We start from the raw sequence: 19,117 nt of genomic DNA, 5'->3' as shown, positions 1-19,117 counted from the left end.
AGTGTGGCCGTTAGTGTGAAGGAACGGATGCTCCTCTGACTGGACGGGATGCCTCAGATGCCACAGAAGAAGGTTCTGGCGATTGTGCTCGCCGGCGGTGAGGGCAAGCGGTTGATGCCCCTGACGGCGGACCGGGCCAAGCCCGCGGTTCCCTTTGCGGGGAGTTATCGGCTGATCGACTTCGCGCTCTCCAACCTGGTCAACTCCGGGTACCTGCGGATCGTGGTGCTGACGCAGTACAAGTCCCACTCCCTGGACCGCCACATCTCCGAGACCTGGCGGATGTCCACCCTGCTGCAGAACTACGTGGCGTCCGTGCCGGCTCAGCAGCGGCGCGGCAAGGACTGGTTCCTCGGCAGTGCCAACGCCATCTACCAGTCGATGAACCTCATCCACGACGCGCGGCCGGACATCGTGGTGGTGATCGGCGCGGACCACGTCTACCGCATGGACTTCCAGCAGATGGTGGACCAGCACCTCGACTCGGGTGCCTCGGCCACCGTGGCCGCCGTGCGTCAGCCGCTGGAACTGGCCCCGTCCTTCGGGGTCATCGAGACCCAGCAGGATCGTCCGGACCGGATCGCCCGCTTCGTGGAGAAGCCCGCCACCACCGAGGGCCTGGCGGATGACCCGACCCAGTTCCTGGCCTCGATGGGCAATTACGTCTTCACCGCCGACGCCCTGGTGCATGCCCTCAACGAGGACGCCAAGGCCCAGGACACGGACCATGACATGGGCGGGGACATCGTCCCCTGGTTCGTGGACCAGGACGACTGCGGCGTGTACGACTTCACCACCAACGCGCTGCCGGACGAGTCCGGGGACACCCACTACTGGCGTGACGTCGGGACCCTGGACTCCTACTACGACGCCCACATGGACCTGGTGAAGCCCTGGCCGGACTTCAACCTCTACAACGCCGAATGGCCGATCTTCACGCGCCAGTCCGTGTCCCCGCCCGCCAAGCTGGTCCGCTCGGCCACCAAGCGCCCCGGCACCGCGGTGGACTCCATCCTGTCCCAGGGCGTGGTGGTCTCCGGCGGCACCGTGGCCCAGTCCGTCCTCTCCACCGACGTCCGGGTGAACAACGAGGCCTGGGTGGAGCAGTCGGTGCTGCTGGACGGCGTGGTGGTCGGCAAGGGGGCCAAAGTCCGCAACGCCATACTCGACAAGAACGTGGTGGTCCCGGAGGGCGTGCAGATCGGCTTCGACCGGGCCGAAGACGAAGCACGCGGGTACACGGTCACCGAGTCCGGGCTGACGGTCACGTCCAAGGGCCAGTTCGTACCCCCGCTCTCGTGATGCACTAGGCACACGCCTTGTGTGTGCCAGAACAACCTTTGAGGTTTGTTGCTGCGGTGGCGCGCCGCGGGCTCGGTTGCCTGTCCGTGGTGAGGCGACAGCAAACCTGAAAGAGTGGTTGAATAACTTCATGGTGATCGACAGCACATCCGGGGTGGCCTCGGCCCCCGGTGCTCCCCTCCTGCCCGGCGGACTCCCGGAGGGCTACCTGGATCGGACGAACCTGACGCGTGATGAGGCCTTCGCCCGTTCCTCGGTGCTGGCCACGCGGGACTACGACGTCCACCTGGACCTCTCCACGGCCCTGGACCCGGAGTCGGGCGGCTATCGCTCCACGACCACCCTGAGGTTCTCCTGCACCCAGCCCGGGACCTGGACCTTCCTGGACTTCATCAACAGCGGCGTGGAGTCGGTGGTCCTGAACGGACGGTCCCTCGAGCCGGGGCGTGTGGCCGGGTCGGCCCGCGTCCTCCTGGAGGACCTGGCCGCTGAGAACGAGGTCACGGTCACCGGCATCGCTCGGTACTCCACGTCCGGGGAGGGGCTGCACCGCTTCGTGGACCCCTCGGACGGTCGGACCTACCTGTACACCCAGTATGAGCCGGCGGATGCGCGCAGGGTCTTCGCCACCTTCGAACAACCCGACCTGAAGGCGCGGTTCACGTTCCACCTGACCGGTCCGGCGGACTGGGTGCTGGCCTCCAACGAGGCGCCCGCCGCACGGCGGGACGCCGGGACGGACGGGGCGGGCCGAGACCTGGTGACCGTGGACTTCGCCCCCACGCAGCCGATGTCCACCTACATCACGACCCTCCTGGCCGGGCCGTACGCGCAAAGGCGGGACCGGTGGGCCGGCCATCCCGGGTCCGGGGCGCCCGAGGTGCCCCTGGCGTTGTACTGCCGGGCCTCGATGGCCGACTCCCTGGACGCCGAGCGGATCTTCTCCACCACGAAGGCCGGCCTGGACTTCTTCCACGAACAGTTCGGCACCCCGTATCCGTGGGGCAAGTACGACCAGGCCTTCGTCCCCGAGTACAACCTCGGAGCCATGGAGAACCCGGGGCTGGTCACCTTCACCGAGCAGTACCTCTTCACCTCGACGGCGACGCAGGCCCAGTATGAGGCGCGGGCCACCACGATCATGCACGAGATGGCGCACATGTGGTTCGGCGACCTCGTGACCATGCGGTGGTGGGACGACCTGTGGCTCAAGGAGTCGTTCGCCGACTTCATGGGGACCCTGGCCGTGGCCGAGGCCACCGGGTTCACCGGTTCCTGGACCACGTTCGCCAACCGGCGGAAGGGCTGGGCCTACCTCCAGGACCAGTACCCCACCACCCATCCGATCGTGGCGGACATCCCGGACCTCGAGGCGGCTCGGCAGAACTTCGACGGCATCACCTATGCCAAGGGTGCCTCGGTGCTCAAGCAGCTGGTGGCCTACGTGGGCCGGGACGCCTTCATGGCGGCCTCCCGTGAGTACTTCGCCCGCCATGCCTGGGCCAACGCCTCACTGGACGACTTCCTGGCCGTCCTCACGGCCGTCTCGGGCCGCGACCTGCGCCCCTGGGCCGATGACTGGCTGCAGACGTCGGGGGTGCCCGAACTGTGGGTGGAGGACGGCGCGCTGCACCAGTCGGGGGTGGACCCCGTCTCCGGTGCGGAACTCCTGCGCCCACACGTGCTGCGGGTCGGGGTGTACTCCCCCGACGACGTCGGCCGCCTCGCGCGCGTGCGGAGCCTTCAGGTGGAGGTCGGTTCCGGGACCGAGGGGGGCCGTACCCCCGTGGCCATCCCTGAGGCGCTGCCCGCCGGACATCTGGTCCTGCCCAATGACGAGGACCTGACCTATGCCAAGATCCGCCTGGACGAGGCGTCCCTGCAGGCGGTGCTCCGATACCCGGTGGCGGACGGGTTGGCCGGCGCCACCGTGTGGGCGGCCCTGTGGAACATGACCCGGGACGGGCTGCTGCCGGCCGGGCAGTTCGTGGAGGCAGTCTGCCGTCTCTCCGGAACGCTGGGCGACGCCGGGCTCTACGGCAGCGTGATCGACCAGGCCGCCACCGCCGTGGACCGCTATGCCCCCGCCTCCGAACGGAACACCCTGCGGGACCGGTTGGGCGAGGTGCTGGTGGACGCTCTGCACACCCGGGGCGCCGGCAGCGACCGGCAGCGGTCGGCCGCCCGGACCTTCACCCGGTTGGCCCGCGGCGCAGCCGACGCCGGCGCACCGGACGGCGGCCCGGCATTGCTGCCCTTCCTACCCGTCCTGCAGGCCCTGACGGGTGTGGGGCCCGAGGCGGCCCGGGAACGGGCCCGGTTGGCCCCCGGCCTGGACGTGGATGCCGAGATCCGCTGGGCCGCCTGGCAGGGACTGGCCGCACTGGGGCGGGCCACGCCGGAGGAGCTGGATGCCACGCTGGCACAGGACGTGAGCGCCACGCATGCCGTCTGGCACCGGACGGCCCGTGCCGCGCTGCCCGACCCGGCGGTGCGGGAGGCCGCCTGGGAAGCGGTCATGTCCGGCCACACCGCCGACGGACAGACCCTGTCCAACGACCACCTCTCCGCCACCGCCGCCGGTTTCACCGCCTCCCGCCCGGACCTGGCGGAGCCGTTCACGGAGCGCTTCTGGCCGCACCTGGAGGAGGTGTGGGCCAGCCGGTCGAACGGCCTGGCCTCCAGGACCATCACCGGACTGTTCCCCGCCCGCCAGGACGCGATCACCGGCACGGCGGCCGAGCAACGGGACCACCCGGTGGTGGTGGCCGCGCAGGGCTGGCTGGACGGGCATCAGGACGCGCCCCGGGCCCTGCGCCGGATCATCATCGAGCAGACGGACGATCTGCTGCGCTCCCTGCGCGCCCAGGCGGCCCAGGGGAGCTGAAGCGAACCGCGGCTAGGGCACCCGGGCGGTCCAGGCCGGCGTCGAGAACTTGGTGGCGGCCAACGCCTCGGCCCGGGCGATCTCATCGTCAGAGAGCACGGCCCGAGTGGCGCCGTACCGCTCGGTGAAGGTGTCCATCATGGTCTCCCAGATCTCCGGCCGGCTCATCCCGGACTGCCGACGGAGCGGATCGACCCGCTTCTTGGCCGAACGGAGGCCCTTGTCCCGGATCTTCTCCTGACCGATCCGCAGCACCTCGGTCATCTTGTCCGCGTCGATGTCGTAGCTCATGGTGACGTGGTGGAGCAGCCCCCCGTTCGCGAGCCTCTTCTGGGCCGCGCCGCCGATCTTGCCCTCGGGCGTGGCGATGTCGTTCAACGGCTGGTAGAAGGCCTCCACGCCGGTGCGCCGCAGGGCCTCCATGGCCCAGGCGTCGATGAACGGATAGGACTCGGCGAAGCTCAGCCCGTCCACGAGGGAGGCGGGCAGGTACATCGAGTACGTCACGGCGTTGTCCGCCTCCATGAACATGGCCCCGCCCCCGGAGATGCGCCGGACCACGGTGATCCCGTGCCGTTGCACCCCGGCGGGGTCGACCTCGTTGGCCAGCGACTGGAAGGAGCCGATGACGACGGCCGGCTCGGTCCACTGCCACAGGCGCAGGGCGGGCCGGCGCCGCCCGGCCGCCACGTCCTCGGTCAGGATCTGGTCGAGGGCCACCTGCGTGGTGATCGGCAGGGGCTGCGGCGCGAGGACGTCCCAGTCATGGTCCTGCCAGGTGGTGGCGTGGCCCAGCGCGCGCCGCACCGCCGTCGCCACCGCGGCCGCGTCGAAGCCGAACATCACGCTCCCGGACCCGACGGCGGCGCGGACCTTCTCCGCGATGGTCCCGTGGGGTGCGTCCACCGACAGGCCGATCAGGGAGCGGTTGATGTCCTGGAGCGCCTCGTCGGGTTCGAGGAAGAAGTCGCCGTTGATGCTGACGGCCGCCACGGCGCCGCCGTCGACGGCCAGGTCGGCGACGACGAGCTTGCCTCCCGAGACCTTGTATTCACCGTGGTGCGTGTAGTCACTCATCCCTCCATGCTAGGGACTGACGCGGCCCTGCCGGGCCGGCCGACATCCACCGCACCGACCACACCTCACATTCTCCGGCGCTGACGCGTCTACTGTGTGATGACCATGAGAGAACCATTCGAGCAGGCCGTACAACGGCACGGGGGCACCGTGCTGAAGGTGTGCCGCGCCATCCTCGGCCCGGGGCCGGATGCGGACGACGCCTGGCAGGAGACGTTCCTCGCCGCCCTGCGTGCGTGGCCGGACCTCGACCCGGTGACTCCGCTGGAGCCGTGGCTGGTGCGGGTGGCCGGGCGGAAGGCCATCGACGTGATCCGGGCCCGGAACCGGCGCGCGGTGCCACTGGGTGAGCTGCCCGAGCGCATCCCGGGGGCCGGCTCGGCGGCGCCCGAGGCCGTGGGGCACGCCGTGGAGCTGTGGACGGCGGTGGCGGCCCTGCCGGAACGGCAACGGCTCGCGGTGGCCTACCACTACCTGGGCGGACTGCCCCATGCGGAGACCGCGGCCGTGATCGGCGGCAGCCCGGAATCGGTCCGGAGGGCCTCTGCCGACGGCATCAAGGCGCTACGCGGGATCTGGGCGGAAGACACGGGGGACGGCCGGGCGGCCACCCCGTCAGTACGGGTGGGAACGGGAGCGTCATGATGGAGAACCGAGAGCACAGCCCCTTCTCCGTGGCCGAGGCCGACCTGACGGCGCTGCGCGACCGACTGAGCCGCCGAGCGGATCAGGACGGCCTGCTGGAGCTGGCCTACCGCGTGGTGGAGACGCCGATCGGGCGGCTGATGGTGATCGGCGGCGAGCGGGGCGTGGTGCGGGTGGCCTTCGAGCGCGAGGGATTCCCCGCGGTCCTGGCCACGGTGGCGGAGAAGGTCAGTCCACGGCTGCTGCACGCCCCGTGGAAGTTGGATGCCGTCGCCCGGGAGTTCGACGAGTACTTCTCCGGGCGGCGGCGAGCCTTCCAGACCCCCGTGGACTTCGTCCTGTCCTCCGGATTCCGGCTGTCCGTGCAGCGGGAGCTGCCGGCCGTCGATTACGGGCAGACGATCACCTACCGCGAACTCGCCGAGCGGCTGGAGAACCCCCGGGCGGTACGGGCCGTGGGGACGGCCTGCGCCACGAACCCCCTCCCCGTGATCGTGCCCTGCCACCGGGTGGTGCGGACGGACGGTGCCCTGGGCGGCTACCTCGGCGGCTTGGAGGCCAAGACCACCCTCCTCGAACTGGAACAGGACGCGGCATGAGTGAGCAGGACGAGCCAGCGGTACCGCGCGACGATGGGCTGGTGGTGGGTGCGGACGGCCTGGCCCGGCCGGTCTGGGCATCCAGGGATCCGCTGCTGCGGGACTACTACGACACCGAGTGGGGCCTGCCCGTCCGCGATGAACGGGGCCTGTTCGAACGCCTCAGCCTGGAGGCCTTCCAGTCGGGGCTGTCCTGGGCCACGATCCTGCGCAAGCGGCCGGCCTTCCGCCGGGCCTTCGCCGACTTCGACCCGGACGCGGTGGCCGGTTTCGGGGACGCGGACGTGACCCGCCTGCTGGCGGACGCCGGGATCATCCGGAACCGGGCCAAGATCCTGGCGACGATCGGCAATGCGAAGGCCACCACGGCGCTGCGGTCGGAGGGCGGGCTGGCGGCGCTGCTGTGGTCCTTCCAACCGGAGCGGACGCCGGAACCCCGGACCCTGGAGGAGGTCCCGAGCCGTTCCACCGAGTCCGTGGCGGCGGCGAAGGCCTTGAAGTCCAGGGGGTTCTCCTTCGTGGGGCCCACCACGGTCTTCGCGCTGATGGAGGCGGTTGGCATCGTGGACACCCACCTGCTGGGATCGCACCGCCGGGGGACCTCGGGGGTCTGGGCTGCCGGTTAGCGGGCAGATCTGATGGCCTGCTCCGGGCTCGCTAGGATCGAGACATGTCCACCTCTGAGGTCCCCAGCACCACCGTCCTGCCCGCCGCCGGCTTTCGTCGGTGGACGGCTCGCTGCGGCTGGATCCTCGCGGTGGCGGTGCCGCTCTGGCTCGTGGGCGGCCGGGTCCTGACCGACAGTGCCGGATCCCTGACACCGGTGTACGCTGCCACGCTGGCGCCGGCGCTGCTGGTGCTGTGGCTGGTGGCCCTCGCCGTGCCGGCACGGCGGCCCGCCCGGGTGCCCTCGTTCCGGGCCTGCATCATCCTGCTGATCTCCTGGGGCTGCGGCCTCACCCTCGGCCTCACCCTTCCGGACGCCGGTGAGGGGGCGTCCTCCGTGCTCGGCGCCTGGGCCGGCCCCGGGGCCGAGGGGGCCGCCGCCGCGCTCTCGAACCCGCTGGGCATCATCACGCTGTTCACGGCCGTGATGGGGTGCGTGGTCGCCGTGCGGCACAGCGCCCACGGGGACGGCAGCGGGCGCCCCCGGGACACCGAGGAGGACGAGGCCCAGGGCACCGGCTACTTCCCGGTGCTGGACGTCTAGGGCTGGACGTCCAGGAGTGCGGAGGTCTGGGACCGGAGACGTCCACAAACACAGAACCGGGGCCGCTCGGAACCGATCTCCCGTGGGAGAGGTCCCGGACCGGCCCCGGTCCGCAGGGTGTCCGAAGGGGCGGCAGGAGCCTACTTCTTGCCGCCGAAGCCCTTGAAGCGGGCGTTGAAGCGCTCCACGCGGCCGGCGGTGTCCATGATCCGCTGCTTGCCGGTGTAGAAGGGGTGCGAGGCCGCGGAGATCTCCACGTCGATGACCGGGTAGGTGTTGCCGTCTTCCCACTCCATGGTCTTCTTGGACGTGGCAGTGGTGCGGGTCAGGACCTTTTCGCCGGAGGCCAGATCGTTGAAGATCATCAGCTGGTACTCGGGATGGATGTCAGTCTTCATGGAAATCCTTCGTTGGCGCCACTGGATTTTGCCAGCGGCTGTGAGGAACACGTGTGGTTGACCGCAGCACGGCCAGCGTCCCACTCTATCACGCGCGCGGGCGGAGTTCCCAGAAGGCCACGGCGCTGGCCGCGGCCACGTTCAGCGAGTCCACCCCGGCGGCCATGGGGATCTTCACGTGGAGATCACAGGCGGCGAGGGCCTCGGCCGTGACCCCGGGCCCCTCGGCGCCCATCACGAGCGCGAGGCGATCGTGGTCCCGCAGGGCCGGGGAGTCCAGGTCGACGGCCGTGTCACTGAGCTCCAGGGCGGCCACCGCGAACCCCTGGGCCCTCAGTCCGTGTAGGGCCTCGGGCCAGGCCGTCCGGCCGCGGCCGTCGGCCTCCCCCACGCGGGCCCACGGAACGCCGAAGACGGTGCCCATGGACACCCTGATGCTGCGGCGGTACAGCGGGTCGGCGCACTCGGGGCTGATGAGGATCGCGTCCACGCCCAGTCCGGCGGCGGAACGGAAGATCGCCCCGAGGTTCGTGTGGTCGGAGACGTTCTCCAGCACGGCGACGCGCCGGGCCCCGGTCAGCACCTCGTCCAGGGTCCGTGGCGCGGGGCGGTCCATGGCGGCCAGGGCACCCCGGTGCAGGTGGAACCCCGTGATCGACTCCAGCACCGCATCGGTCCCCGTGTAGACGGGCACCTGCGGGTGGGCCGCGAACACATCCGCCATCGAGTCCAGGTAGCGGTGGGCCAGGAAGAACGAGCGGGGGTGGTGGCCGGCGGCCAGCGCACGGCGCACCACCTGGGACGACTCCGCCAGGTAGATCCCGTGGACGGTGTCCTGCCGCCGACGCAGTGCGGCGTCGGTCAGGCGGCTGTACACGTCCACCCGGGGGTCGGCGGCATCCCCCAGTTCGATGACGGGTCCATGCACGGGATCAGCCACCGGTCACCAGCGGCCACACCATGTTGACCAGGCCGGCCACGCCGACCACCACGATGACCACCCGGAGCCAGACCGGCTTGATGCGCCGCCCGATCTGGGCGCCCAGGCTGGCGCCGATCATGGACGAGACGGCGATCAGCAGCACGGCCCGCCAATCGATGCGGTCGAAGGCGAAGAACAGGTAGGACACCGCGGCGATGAGGTTCACGGCCAGGGACAGCCAGGTCTTGATCGCGTTCGAGTAGACCAGCGCACCAGAGAGGAAGACCCCCATGATGCCCAGCAGCAGCACCCCCTGCGCGGCCACGAAGTACCCGCCGTAGATTCCGGCGGCGAAGATCAGGGCCCACAGCACCGGTGACACGGGCCCCGTGGGGGCCTCCGGCGCCGCCAGGGGGTCTTTGCCGGCCGCTCCCCCGGCTCCCCGGGCCTCCTCCGCCTCTCCGGCCTTCCTCCTGCGGACCCAGCGGGAGAGGGTCGGCTGGAAGAGCACGAAGCAGATGGCCACCGCGATCAGGATGGGGGCGGCCACGCCGAAGACCTCCTCGGGCAGCACCATGAGCAGGAAGGCCCCGACCACGCCGCCGGCCAGGGAGGCGGTGGTCAGGGCCGGCAGCACCGAGCGGGAAGCGGACAACTCGCGGCGGAACCCGAAGACCCCTGACACCCCGGCGGCGACCAGGCCCATGGCATTCGAGATCTGCGCGGTCACCGGGGGGAACCCCATCGCCACCAGCACGGGGAAGGTCACGAGCGTCCCCGAACCGACCACGGTGTTGATGGTCCCCGCCCAGAATCCGGCCAGCAGGATGACGACGACCTGCCACAGGTCGAGGCCCATGACATCCAGGCCCAACAATTCCATGAAGTCCACTGAGGCGGTCTCCGGCCGGTCGTCAGCGGGCCACGGCCGTGTACCGGCCGTCCGTCACCGTGACCTTGAGGGGCAGGCCGAAGGCCGCCGAGAGGTGGTCCTCGGTCAGGGTCTCGGCCAGCGGACCGGCCGCCACCACGCCGCCCTGGCGCATCAGCAGGGCGTGGGTGAAGCCCGGGGGGACCTCCTCCACATGGTGGGTCACCAGCACCAGGGCGGGCGCCGCGGGATCGGCCGCCAAGCGGGTCAGGGCACGCACGAGCGTCTCACGTCCGGCCAGGTCCAGACCGGCCGCCGGCTCGTCCAGCAGCAGCAACTCGGGATCGGCCATCAGGGCGCGGGCCACGAGGACGCGCTTGCGCTCCCCCTCGGACAGCGTGCCGAAGCGGCGGTCCTCGGCGCCCCGCAGGCCCCACTGCCAGATCAACGTCCGGGCCCGCTCCTCGTCCACGGGGTCATAGTTCTCCCTCCAGCGTCCCATGACGCCCCAGGAAGCCGTCTGCACGGCGTCGAGCACGGTCTCCTGGCCGGGGAGCTGCTGGGCGAGGGCGGCGGAGGACAGTCCGATGCGGGGACGCAGCTCGAAGACGTCGACGGCGCCGAGCACCTCGTCGAGGATGCCCACCATCCCGGTGGTCGGGTGCATGCGGGTGGAGGCCACCTGCAGCAGCGTCGACTTCCCGGCGCCGTTCGGGCCCATGATGATCCAGCGTTCGCCCTCCCGGACCTGCCAGGACACGTCCTTCAGCAGCTCCTTGGTCCCCCGGCGGACGCCCACCCCGGCCATCTCCAGCACCGATTCACCCGTGGGGGTGAACCAGGTGGGATCCGTGGCGGCACGCTGGGGCTCGGAGAAAGGGCTGGTCATGTTCCAAACACTAGGCTAGAACCACCCTCCGAAGCACGAAAGGCCACGGCATGCCGCCCACTTTCTCCCCCTCGTCCGCGCCCTCCCCCTCGTCCACCCCCTCGTCCGCGCCCTCCCCCGGCACGGACCTGGTGCTGGTCTACGCCGCCACCACCGTTGCGGAGGTGGAGTCCCCGCCCGCCGCAGTACCGGCCCACGCCGAGCCGGTGGACGGCGTCGGGTTCCGGGGGTGGCGCTGGGAGGTGCCGGCCGGGGGCGCGGGTGGCGGGCCGGAGGCGTCCCTGCTGTCAGAGGCCGCGCTGTCAGAGGGCGGGCTGTCAGACGCCCTGCTGTCAGACGCCGTGCTGCCGGCCGGTCACGCGGTGGCCGTGGTGCCCGCCGCGTTCCGGGCGGCGGAGCCCAAGATGCTGGTCATGGATGTGGACTCGACCCTGATCCGCCAGGAGGTCATCGAGCTGCTGGCCGCCCACGCCGGACGGGAGGCCGAGGTGGCGGCCGTGACGGAGGCCGCCATGCGCGGGGAGCTGGACTTCACCCAATCCCTGCACCATCGGGTCCGGGCCCTGGCCGGGCTGGAAGAGGCCGTGATCGATGACGTGGTGGCCGCCGTCGAGCCTCAGCCCGGCGCTCGCGAGCTCATCGCCGCCTTTCACGCGGCCGGCTGGCCGGTGTGCGCCGTGTCCGGGGGGTTCACCCAGGTGCTGGCTCCGCTGGCCGCGGACCTCGGGCTGGACCACTATCGGGCGAACGACCTCGAGGTCGTCCAGGGCCGGCTCACCGGACGGGTGCTGGGCACGGTGGTCGACCGCGCGGTCAAGGCCGAGATGCTGCATCGGTGGTCGACGGCGGCGGGAGTGGGCCCGGAGGGCGTGGTGGCGGTCGGAGACGGGGCCAACGACATCGACATGCTCGACGCCGCCGGGCTGGCCGTGGCCTTCTGTGCCAAGCCGGCCCTGCGCGAGCATGCCGATGTCGAGCTGGATGTGCCGTCCCTGGACGTGATCCGGGTGCTGGCCGGCCTGTAGGGCTGGCTCAGCGGTGGTCGGGATCCCCGGCGACCGCGAGGAAGTCCTGGGCCCCGCCGACGTACTCGGTGTGGCCCGCCGGCAGGGCCTGGCCTGCCGGGCCCACCAGGGCGGCGATCTCGGCGGCGAACTCGGCCACCGAGTACAGCTTGCCGGCGGCCTCGCGGCGGGCCTCGAGGGCCCCGGGCTCGGCCCGGTTGAGCATGGTGGCGGTGATGGTGCCCTCGATCATGTCGCCGGAGACCACCACGAACCCGATGCCCTTTCTCTGCAGCTCGGGGATCCGCTCGCGCAGGGCGACCTCGCCGGCCCGCTTGGATTGGGCCACGGGGACGTAGGCGTCCATGGTGGGCACCGTGTCGATGAAGTGGGCCTGGTGGCTCGTCACGAAGACCACCTGACCGCCGGCCGGCATGACCTGAAGAGCGGCGTCCAGTATGGCCACCTGGGAGTCGCGGTTGAGCACCATGGCGTAGTCCTCCCCCTGGGTGGTCTCCATGCCGCCGGAGGCGTTGAGGACCAGGATGTCCAGGGACCCGAAGGTCGTCACGGCGGCGTCCACCATGGCCTGGCGGCCCTCCGCGGTGGTGACGTCCGCCCCGACGGCGACGGCGCGGCCGCCGGCCGCCTCGATCCCGGCCACGACCTTCTGCGCGCGGGGCGCCTTCTGGCGGTAGTTGACCACGACGCCGGCCCCGCGGGCCGCCAGCAGCCCGGCGGTGTCGGCGCCCACGCCACGGCTGGAGCCGGTGACGATGGCGCCGAGGCCGGCCAGGTCGGCCTCCGGCGGGGTGGGCGGGTTCTGGGTGGCGTGCGGTTCGCTGTGTTCGGAAGTCATGGCCCTCAGTGTCCCATCCCGAGACCGCCGTCGACGGGGATGACGGCACCGGAGATGTACGAGGCCTCATCCGAGGCCAACCAGCGCACCACGTTCGCGACCTCGGTGGGTTCGGCGAACCGACCGGCCGGGATCTGCTTCTTGTACTGCTGCTGCAGGTCCTCGCCGAGGGCCTGCGTCATCTCCGTGTCGATGTAGCCCGGGGCGACCACGTTGGCGGTGATGTTCCGTGACCCGAGTTCGCGCGTCAGGGAGCGCGCCATGCCGACCAGTCCGGCCTTGGACGAGGAGTAGTTGATCTGCCCCGGCGACCCCATGAGGCCGACCACCGAGGAGATCAGCACCACGCGGCCCCTCTTCTTCCGGATCATGCCCTTGGAGGCCCGCTTGAGCACCCGGAACGCGCCGGTCAGGTTGGTGTCGATCACCGAGCTGAAGTCGTCCTCGGACATCCGCAGCAGCAGTTGGTCCTGGGTGATCCCGGCATTGGCCACGAGCACCTCGACCGGGCCGTGGGCCGCCTCGACCTCGGTGAACGCACGGTCCACGGACTCGGCATCCGTGACGTCCGCCCGCACCGCGAAGAGCCCCTCGGGAGCCTCACCCGAACGCGAGGTGACGGCCACCCGGTCGCCGTTGGCGCGGAAGGCCAGGGCGATCGCCAGGCCGATGCCGCGGTTGCCGCCGGTCACGAGCACGCTGCGGCCCGCCGTCCCCTGCTCGGTGTCCGGTGCGGGCGGCGTGGTGTTCGGGGTGCTGGGCTCGGACATCGGGGTCCTCCTGGGGCGGTTGGTCAGATCACGTTCTCGGTGCTCCACTCTAGGACGGAAAGTGGGACAATGAGGGGATCACCCGAGCAACCCCAGGAGTCCTCCCCATGTCCACCCGCCACGCCGAGACCGGTCAGCACTCCGGTGATCCGCGGCACCGGGGCCACGTGGAGGCGGAGGGGGTTCAGCGCATCACCAGCGCCCCGGAGGCCGGCCATGTGGACCGGGACGCCCGGTTCGTCCGCTATGCGTGGCAGATGGGGATCCGGACAGTCTGTTTCATCGGCGCGTTCTTCACCACCGGCTGGATCCAGATCGTGTTGTTCATCGCCGCGATCGTGCTGCCGTACCTGGCCGTGGTGCTCGCCAACAACGGGACGGTCTCGAACGGCTCCATGGTGGATGCGGTGCCACAGGATCCCCCGACCACCCCGGAGCTCGGCTCCCGCCTCGAGCTGACCGCGGCCCCGGAGACCATCCAGGGCGAGACCATCCAGCCGGATGACCGGGCCGCATGAAGGACCACGATCTGCTGGGATCCCTCGATGGGACGCGCCCACCCGCTGAGCCGGACGCCGCCACCGGAGCCGACCGGCCGTCGTCGGGCACCGGTGCCCCCACCCCGGCCGCTCCCGCACCACGGCAGTGCTCACGGAAGGGCTGCCGGTCCGCGGCCGCCTGGCGCCTTCAGTGGAACAACCCGAGGATCCACACCCCCGAGCGTCGCAAGACCTGGCTGGCCTGCCCGGAGCACCGGGACTGGCTGGCGGACTACCTGCGGTCCCGCGGACTGCTGAAAGACGTGCTGCCCGTGGCACCGGAGGATGAGGCATGACCCAGATGACGGAGCGACCCCCCGTGTCGGAAGGCCCTGATGCCCCGGCCGCCAAGAGGGCCCGGCTGGACTACCGGTTCGTCCTGAGCCCGCAGTGGCTGGGCGGCCTGGCGTTCTGCGTGATCTTCTCGATCGCCTGCGCCCTGCTGGGCCAGTGGCAGATGGACCGCCGCATGGAGGCCGTGACCGAGATCAACAAGGTCCTCGAGAACTATGACGAGCCCGCCGTCCCCCTGGCCGGGAACACGGACCTGTTCACCGCGTTCCAGGCACCGCAGGAGTGGACCCCCGTCACGATGACCGGGGAGTACGCCGAGGAGGACACCCGGATCGTGCGGAACCGGCCCAAGGCCGGCAAACCCGGCTACGAGGTGCTGGTCCCCTTCCGGACGGACGCCGGTCAGACCATCGTGGTCAACCGCGGCTGGCTGCCCATCGGCAACACGGCAGGACGGCCCGACGTCGTCCCCGCGCCGCCCGAGGGCGAGGTCACCATCCAGGTCCGCACCCGACCCGGCGAGCCGGACATCGGCCGCGACGCGCCGGCGGGGCAGCTGGCCTCGATCGACCTCGTCGCCTTCGAGGAGAGCGTGGGCTACCAGGTGGCGGACACCGCCTACGGCGAGATGGTCGAGGAGGACCCGGCCCCGCAGACCCGCCCTCAGACGCTCGTGCCGCCGACGCTGGACGAGGGACCCCACCTGTCCTACTCGGTGCAGTGGTTCCTGTTCGGACTGATGAGCTTCTTCGTGTGGGGCTACATGGCCCGGCAGCGGGCCGTCAACGACCGGGAGGACCGCGAACTCGGGCTCACCGAGGAGGCCGGCTACCTCTCGGCCTACCGCCCGCCGCGACCCAAGCCGGTGCGCCGCCGCGGCGGGGAGCCCACCGACGAGGAGGTCGAGGACGCCCTGCTGGACGCGGCGGAGTCCCGCCGCTGACGATCGGGACGGCGCCCGGGACGGCGCCCGGGCTGGCGCCCGTGTCGGCGATCAGGCCAGCGTGATGAGGTCCTGGTACGTGCTGTTCCAGTGGTCCTCCACGCCGTCCGGCAGCAGCACGACGCGCTCGGGGTCCAACGCCTCGACGGCGCCCTCGTCGTGCGTCACCAGGACCACGGCGCCCTGATAGGTCCGCAGGGCGTTGAGGATCTCCTGCCGGGAGGCCGGGTCCAGGTTGTTGGTCGGCTCGTCCAGCAGCAGCACGTTGGCGCTGGAGGCCACGAGCGTGGCCAGGGCCAGGCGGGTCTTCTCGCCACCGGAGAGCACCCCGGCGGGCTTGGCCACGTCGTCGCCCTGGAACAGGAACGAGCCCAGCACATTGCGCACCTCGGTGTCCCCCAGGTCCGGGGCGGCGGACTTCATGTTCTCCAACACCGAACGGTCCGTGTCCAGGGTCTCGTGTTCCTGGGCGTAGTAGCCGAGCTTGAGGCCGTGACCGGCGATCACCTCACCGGTGTCCGGCTGGTCGATGCCGGCCAGCATCCGCAGCAGCGTGGTCTTGCCCGCACCGTTGAACCCGAGGATCACCACGCGGGAGCCGCGGTCGATGGCCAGGTCCACGCCGTTGAAGATCTCCAGGGAGCCGTAGGACTTGGACAGGTCCTCGGCCTTGAGCGGGGTCTTGCCGCACTTGGCCGGGTCCGGGAACCGGATCGCGGCGACCTTGTCCGCCGCACGCTCGCCCTCCAGACCCTGCATCATGCGCTCGGCGCGCTTGATCATGCCCTGGGCGGCCACCGCCTTCGAGGCCTTGGCGCGCATCTTGTTGGCCTGGTCCATCAGCTGGGTGGCCTTCTTCTCTGCGTTGGAGTACTCGCGCTTGCGGCGCGCCTGATCCTGTTCGCGCTGCAACAGGTAGTTCTTCCAGCCCATGTTGTAGGTGTCGATCACCTGGCGGTTGCCGTCCAGGTACAGCACCTTGTTGACGGTCATCTCCATCAGGTCCACATCGTGGCTGATGACGATGAAGCCACCCTGGTAGGCCTTCAGGAAGTCGCGCAGCCAGACGATCGAGTCGTGGTCCAGGTGGTTGGTGGGCTCGTCGAGCAACAGGATGTCGGCATCCGAGAACAGGATCCGGGCGAGCTCCACGCGGCGCCGCTGACCACCGGAGAGCGTGTGCAGGGACTGGTCCAGGATGCGGTCCGGCAGGCCGAGGTTCGCACAGATGGTGGCGGCCTCTGACTCCGCGGCGTAGCCGCCCGACGTCGTGAACTCCGCCTCCAGCCGGCCGTACCGGCCCATGGCCTTCTCGCGGATCGCGTCATCCGGGTTGGCCATGTCGTCCTCGGCCTGGCGCATGCGGCGGATGATCTGGTCCAGGGAGCGGGCCGAGAGGATGCGGTCCCGGGCCGTCTGCTCCATGTCCTCGACCTTGGGGTCCTGGGGGAGGTAGCCGACCGTGCCGCGGCGGGTCACGTGTCCGCCGGCCGGCTGGCCGCCGCCGGCGAGGACCTTCGTGAGAGTGGTCTTGCCGGCGCCGTTGCGGCCCACCAGCCCGACCTTGTCCCCCTGGTCCACCTTGAACGTGACCCCGTCCATGAGGAGCCGGGCCCCCACACGCAATTCGAGGTCTGTGACGGCAAGCACGGGGAGGACTCCTTGAGATGAATAGACTGTCCGGCAGGCTGGCGGAACCCGTCAAGTCTACCGGCGCCGTCAAAGCCGGACTCACGCACAGCATCACAGGAGACACCGTGACCCAGACCGCATCCACCGTGGGGCGCAAGCCCCTGGCAGTTCCCACCCAGGTGGCCCTGGCCGGCGTCTTCGCCGCCCTGATCGCCGTGTGCTCCATGCTGCCGCCGATCCCGGTGGGCGGCTTCGGCGTGCCGATCACCCTGCAGACCTTCGCGGTCATGCTGACGGGGCTGATCCTCGGGGCCCGGCTCGGTTTCCTCTCCGTGGGGCTGTACGTGGTGGTGGGGCTCGTGGGGCTGCCGGTGTTCTCCGGGTTCAACGCCAGCTTCGGCGTCCTGGCCGGCCCCTCCGGCGGCTACCTGTTGGCGTTCCCCTTCGCCGCCGCCCTGGCCGGTGCCCTCTCGAGCCTGGTGTTGAAGCGGGGGCAGGCGGCAGCGGCCCGGCGGCAGACCGGCACGGGCCGGATGGGCTTCGGCTGGTGGGCCCTGGTGTGGCTCTCCGCCATGATCGGCTCCTTCGTGTTCGTCCACCCGATGGGCATCGGCGGGATGATGCTGGCGCTGGACCTTGACCTGCCCACGGCGATCGGTGCGGACATGGTCTTCTGGCCCGGGGACGTCATCAAGAACGTCCTGGCCACCGCCGTGGCCGCCACGGTGATCCGGGCCTTCCCGGCGCTGGCCCTGCGGCGGTTCTGAACCACGTGACGGCTCCGGGTGGGCCCGCCCCCGGTGCGCCGGCGGGAGCGGACGGCCTGCGGCTGCAGGACGTGGTGGTGGACCTTCCGGGTGCTGCCCCCGGCCCCGGCCAGCAGCCCGGCGGCGAGCCCGGCACCGTGCGGGTGCTGGGCCCGATCGACCTGACGGTGACCGAGCCCACGGTGGCGGTGATCGGCGCCAACGGCTCCGGCAAGTCCACCCTGGTGCGCCTGCTCAACGCCCTCGTGGTCCCCAGCGCGGGTTCGGTCACGGTGCACGGCCTGGACGCCGCCCGTGACACCACGGCGGTGCGCGCCCGCACCGGATTCGTGTTCACCGATCCCCTCGTCCAGCTCGTCATGCCCACCGCGGGCGAGGACATCGAGCTGTCCCTGCGTCGCACCCACCGCAGCCGCGCCGACCGGCGCGCGGCCGCCGCGGCCCTGCTGGAGGAGCACGGCCTCGGCGGACTCGCCCACCGCAGCATCTACGACCTCTCCGGCGGTCAGCGCCAGCGGCTGGCGCTGGCCTCGGTGCTGGCCACGGATCCCGTGGTGCTGGTGGCGGACGAACCCACGACCCTGCTGGACCTGGACTGGACGCTCCAGGTGCAGGACCTGCTGCTGTCCCTGCCGGGCACCGGCCACTGCGCACAACTCGTGTACACGACCCATGACCTGGACTTCGCGGCCCAGGCGGAACGCTGCCTGGTGGTGGCCGGCGGGCGCATCGCCCACGACGGCCCCGGGCCGGACGCCGTCCACTGGTATCGCAGGGACGTGCAGGCCCGGCGGCAGGGGCGAACGGGGCGAACGGAGCGGGAGCGATGAACCTGCTCGACTACCGCCCCGGGTCCACCCGGATCCATCGCAGCCCCCTGTGGGCGAAGTACGTGGGGCTGCTGGTGCTCTCGGCCGTGCTGGTGTTCTGGCGCCACCCCGTGGTGGTGGCCCTCGGCCTCGCCGTGGTGTTCGCGCTGTACCTGGTGGCCGCACTCCCACGCGACTTCCTGGCCCCGTGGCGCCGCGGCTGGCCCCTGCTGCTCTTCGCGGGCGTGGCCCGCTTCATCTCCGGGATCTGGGGCCCGACGGCGGCCCCGCCGGTTCAGGCGCTCGGCCCGGCCCTGGTGGTGGTCGCCGCCGTGTTCGGCGCCCTGGCCGCGGCCCGGCTGCTGGTCATCACCACCCCGGGGACGGAGCTGCTCGACGGCCTGGAGTCCTTCTTCGGGGTGTTGCGGCCGTTCGGGGTCAACCCGGAGGCGGCCGCCCTGGCGGTCAACGTGATGATCCGGTCCATCCCGTGGGTCGGCGGCGCCGTGAGGCGCAACGCCGAGGCGCTGGCCTCCCGCGGGCTGCGCCGGGGACCGGTGCGGCTGATGGGGCCGGTTCTGGTCGCCACCGTGGGCCACGCGCGGGCCACCGGTGAAGCCCTGGCCGCCCGGGGGCTGCCCGCCGACCCGGAACACGACGCAGGGTGAGCCGGCGGGTGCCTCAAAGCGCCTTAAAGCAC

General features: G+C 71.1%; 21 protein-coding genes. 13 read left to right on the top strand and 8 right to left on the bottom strand.

Annotated elements, in window-relative coordinates:
• The first annotated feature begins 57 nt into the window (after positions 1-57).
• Positions 58-1,302 carry a glucose-1-phosphate adenylyltransferase gene (gene glgC / locus AB0K08_RS08560; RefSeq protein WP_363353374.1) on the top strand — a complete coding sequence of 415 codons (1,245 nt, stop codon included), beginning with the start codon at positions 58-60 and terminating at the stop codon, positions 1,300-1,302.
• Positions 1,303-1,432: 130 nt separating this feature from the next.
• Positions 1,433-4,189: an aminopeptidase N gene (gene pepN, locus AB0K08_RS08555; protein WP_363353373.1), complete on the top strand. Its 2,757-nt coding sequence runs from the start codon at positions 1,433-1,435 to the stop codon at positions 4,187-4,189.
• Between the two features lie 12 nt (positions 4,190-4,201).
• Here the strand turns inward: pepN and AB0K08_RS08550 are convergent, their stop codons facing one another.
• Positions 4,202-5,266 (bottom strand): biotin/lipoate A/B protein ligase family protein, encoded by a 1,065-nt coding sequence (locus AB0K08_RS08550; RefSeq protein WP_363353371.1) that lies wholly within the window; start codon positions 5,264-5,266, stop codon positions 4,202-4,204.
• 105 nt (positions 5,267-5,371) lie between these two features.
• On the opposite strand from AB0K08_RS08550, the gene AB0K08_RS08545 reads away from it, so the two are divergent.
• Genes AB0K08_RS08545 through AB0K08_RS08530 form a run of 4 tightly spaced genes read left to right on the top strand, consistent with a single transcriptional unit; the run spans position 5,372 to position 7,720 of the window.
• Positions 5,372-5,911, top strand: a complete 540-nt coding sequence (locus AB0K08_RS08545) for a sigma-70 family RNA polymerase sigma factor (RefSeq protein WP_363353369.1) — start codon at positions 5,372-5,374, stop codon at positions 5,909-5,911.
• A complete protein-coding gene (locus AB0K08_RS08540) occupies positions 5,908-6,510 on the top strand; it encodes a methylated-DNA--[protein]-cysteine S-methyltransferase (protein ID WP_363353367.1) in 603 nt (200 codons plus the stop codon). The genes AB0K08_RS08545 and AB0K08_RS08540 overlap by 4 nt, the downstream gene beginning before the upstream one ends.
• Positions 6,507-7,136 carry a DNA-3-methyladenine glycosylase I gene (locus tag AB0K08_RS08535; RefSeq protein ID WP_363353365.1) on the top strand — a complete coding sequence of 210 codons (630 nt, stop codon included), beginning with the start codon at positions 6,507-6,509 and terminating at the stop codon, positions 7,134-7,136. The genes AB0K08_RS08540 and AB0K08_RS08535 overlap by 4 nt, the downstream gene beginning before the upstream one ends.
• 44 nt (positions 7,137-7,180) lie before the next feature.
• Positions 7,181-7,720 (top strand): hypothetical protein, encoded by a 540-nt coding sequence (locus AB0K08_RS08530; RefSeq protein ID WP_363353363.1) that lies wholly within the window; start codon positions 7,181-7,183, stop codon positions 7,718-7,720.
• Between the two features lie 140 nt (positions 7,721-7,860).
• On the opposite strand, the gene AB0K08_RS08525 is transcribed toward AB0K08_RS08530, so the two are convergent.
• The 4 genes from AB0K08_RS08525 to AB0K08_RS08510 all read right to left on the bottom strand — a co-directional run bounded on the left by AB0K08_RS08525 (position 7,861) and on the right by AB0K08_RS08510 (position 10,719).
• Positions 7,861-8,118 carry a type B 50S ribosomal protein L31 gene (locus AB0K08_RS08525; RefSeq protein ID WP_363353361.1) on the bottom strand — a complete coding sequence of 86 codons (258 nt, stop codon included), beginning with the start codon at positions 8,116-8,118 and terminating at the stop codon, positions 7,861-7,863.
• An 88-nt stretch (positions 8,119-8,206) separates the two neighbouring features.
• On the bottom strand, positions 8,207-9,058 hold the full coding sequence (locus AB0K08_RS08520; protein WP_363353359.1) for an RNA methyltransferase: 852 nt from the start codon (positions 9,056-9,058) through the stop codon (positions 8,207-8,209).
• Positions 9,051-9,923 (bottom strand): sulfite exporter TauE/SafE family protein, encoded by an 873-nt coding sequence (locus tag AB0K08_RS08515; RefSeq protein ID WP_363353357.1) that lies wholly within the window; start codon positions 9,921-9,923, stop codon positions 9,051-9,053. The genes AB0K08_RS08520 and AB0K08_RS08515 overlap by 8 nt, the downstream gene beginning before the upstream one ends.
• A gap of 31 nt (positions 9,924-9,954) precedes the next feature.
• A complete protein-coding gene (locus tag AB0K08_RS08510) occupies positions 9,955-10,719 on the bottom strand; it encodes an ABC transporter ATP-binding protein (RefSeq protein ID WP_363353564.1) in 765 nt (254 codons plus the stop codon).
• Positions 10,720-10,850: 131 nt separating this feature from the next.
• Here AB0K08_RS08510 and serB point away from each other — a divergent pair, with 131 nt between their 5' ends.
• Positions 10,851-11,825 carry a phosphoserine phosphatase SerB gene (serB, locus tag AB0K08_RS08505; RefSeq protein ID WP_363353355.1) on the top strand — a complete coding sequence of 325 codons (975 nt, stop codon included), beginning with the start codon at positions 10,851-10,853 and terminating at the stop codon, positions 11,823-11,825.
• 7 nt (positions 11,826-11,832) lie between these two features.
• Here the strand turns inward: serB and AB0K08_RS08500 are convergent, their stop codons facing one another.
• Together AB0K08_RS08500 and AB0K08_RS08495 are read right to left on the bottom strand one after the other, a co-directional pair.
• Entirely contained in the window at positions 11,833-12,663 is an 831-nt protein-coding gene (locus tag AB0K08_RS08500) for an SDR family oxidoreductase (protein ID WP_363353353.1), read from the bottom strand.
• Positions 12,664-12,668: 5 nt separating this feature from the next.
• The gene (locus AB0K08_RS08495; RefSeq protein WP_363353351.1) at positions 12,669-13,433 is read right to left on the bottom strand and encodes a beta-ketoacyl-ACP reductase; all 765 of its coding nucleotides are present in this window, start codon (positions 13,431-13,433) and stop codon (positions 12,669-12,671) included.
• Positions 13,434-13,540: 107 nt separating this feature from the next.
• Here AB0K08_RS08495 and AB0K08_RS08490 point away from each other — a divergent pair, with 107 nt between their 5' ends.
• Genes AB0K08_RS08490 through AB0K08_RS08480 form a run of 3 tightly spaced genes read left to right on the top strand, consistent with a single transcriptional unit; the run spans position 13,541 to position 15,209 of the window.
• Positions 13,541-13,951, top strand: coding sequence for a DUF3099 domain-containing protein (locus AB0K08_RS08490; protein ID WP_363353349.1), 411 nt, complete (start codon positions 13,541-13,543; stop codon positions 13,949-13,951).
• Entirely contained in the window at positions 13,948-14,268 is a 321-nt protein-coding gene (locus tag AB0K08_RS08485; RefSeq protein WP_363353347.1) for a hypothetical protein, read from the top strand. The genes AB0K08_RS08490 and AB0K08_RS08485 overlap by 4 nt, the downstream gene beginning before the upstream one ends.
• Entirely contained in the window at positions 14,265-15,209 is a 945-nt protein-coding gene (locus tag AB0K08_RS08480; RefSeq protein WP_363353345.1) for an SURF1 family protein, read from the top strand. The genes AB0K08_RS08485 and AB0K08_RS08480 overlap by 4 nt, the downstream gene beginning before the upstream one ends.
• A gap of 51 nt (positions 15,210-15,260) precedes the next feature.
• Here AB0K08_RS08480 and AB0K08_RS08475 read toward each other — a convergent pair whose 3' ends face one another.
• Positions 15,261-16,859, bottom strand: coding sequence for an ABC-F family ATP-binding cassette domain-containing protein (locus AB0K08_RS08475; protein ID WP_363353343.1), 1,599 nt, complete (start codon positions 16,857-16,859; stop codon positions 15,261-15,263).
• Between the two features lie 107 nt (positions 16,860-16,966).
• On the opposite strand from AB0K08_RS08475, the gene AB0K08_RS08470 reads away from it, so the two are divergent.
• The 3 genes from AB0K08_RS08470 to AB0K08_RS08460 are packed head-to-tail and all read left to right on the top strand — an operon-like array spanning position 16,967 to position 19,085.
• Positions 16,967-17,608 carry a biotin transporter BioY gene (locus tag AB0K08_RS08470; RefSeq protein WP_363353341.1) on the top strand — a complete coding sequence of 214 codons (642 nt, stop codon included), beginning with the start codon at positions 16,967-16,969 and terminating at the stop codon, positions 17,606-17,608.
• Positions 17,609-17,613: 5 nt separating this feature from the next.
• Positions 17,614-18,438, top strand: coding sequence for an ABC transporter ATP-binding protein (locus AB0K08_RS08465; RefSeq protein WP_363353339.1), 825 nt, complete (start codon positions 17,614-17,616; stop codon positions 18,436-18,438).
• On the top strand, positions 18,435-19,085 hold the full coding sequence (locus tag AB0K08_RS08460; protein WP_363353337.1) for an energy-coupling factor transporter transmembrane component T: 651 nt from the start codon (positions 18,435-18,437) through the stop codon (positions 19,083-19,085). Before AB0K08_RS08465 ends, AB0K08_RS08460 begins: the two co-directional genes overlap by 4 nt.
• The last annotated feature ends 32 nt before the right edge of the window (positions 19,086-19,117 follow it).

Source organism: Citricoccus sp. NPDC055426 (assembly GCF_040677445.1).
Taxonomy (GTDB): Bacteria; Actinomycetota; Actinomycetes; order Actinomycetales; family Micrococcaceae; genus Citricoccus.
Note: the sequence above shows the minus strand (reverse complement) of the source record. Positions and strands in the feature narration are given on the sequence as shown.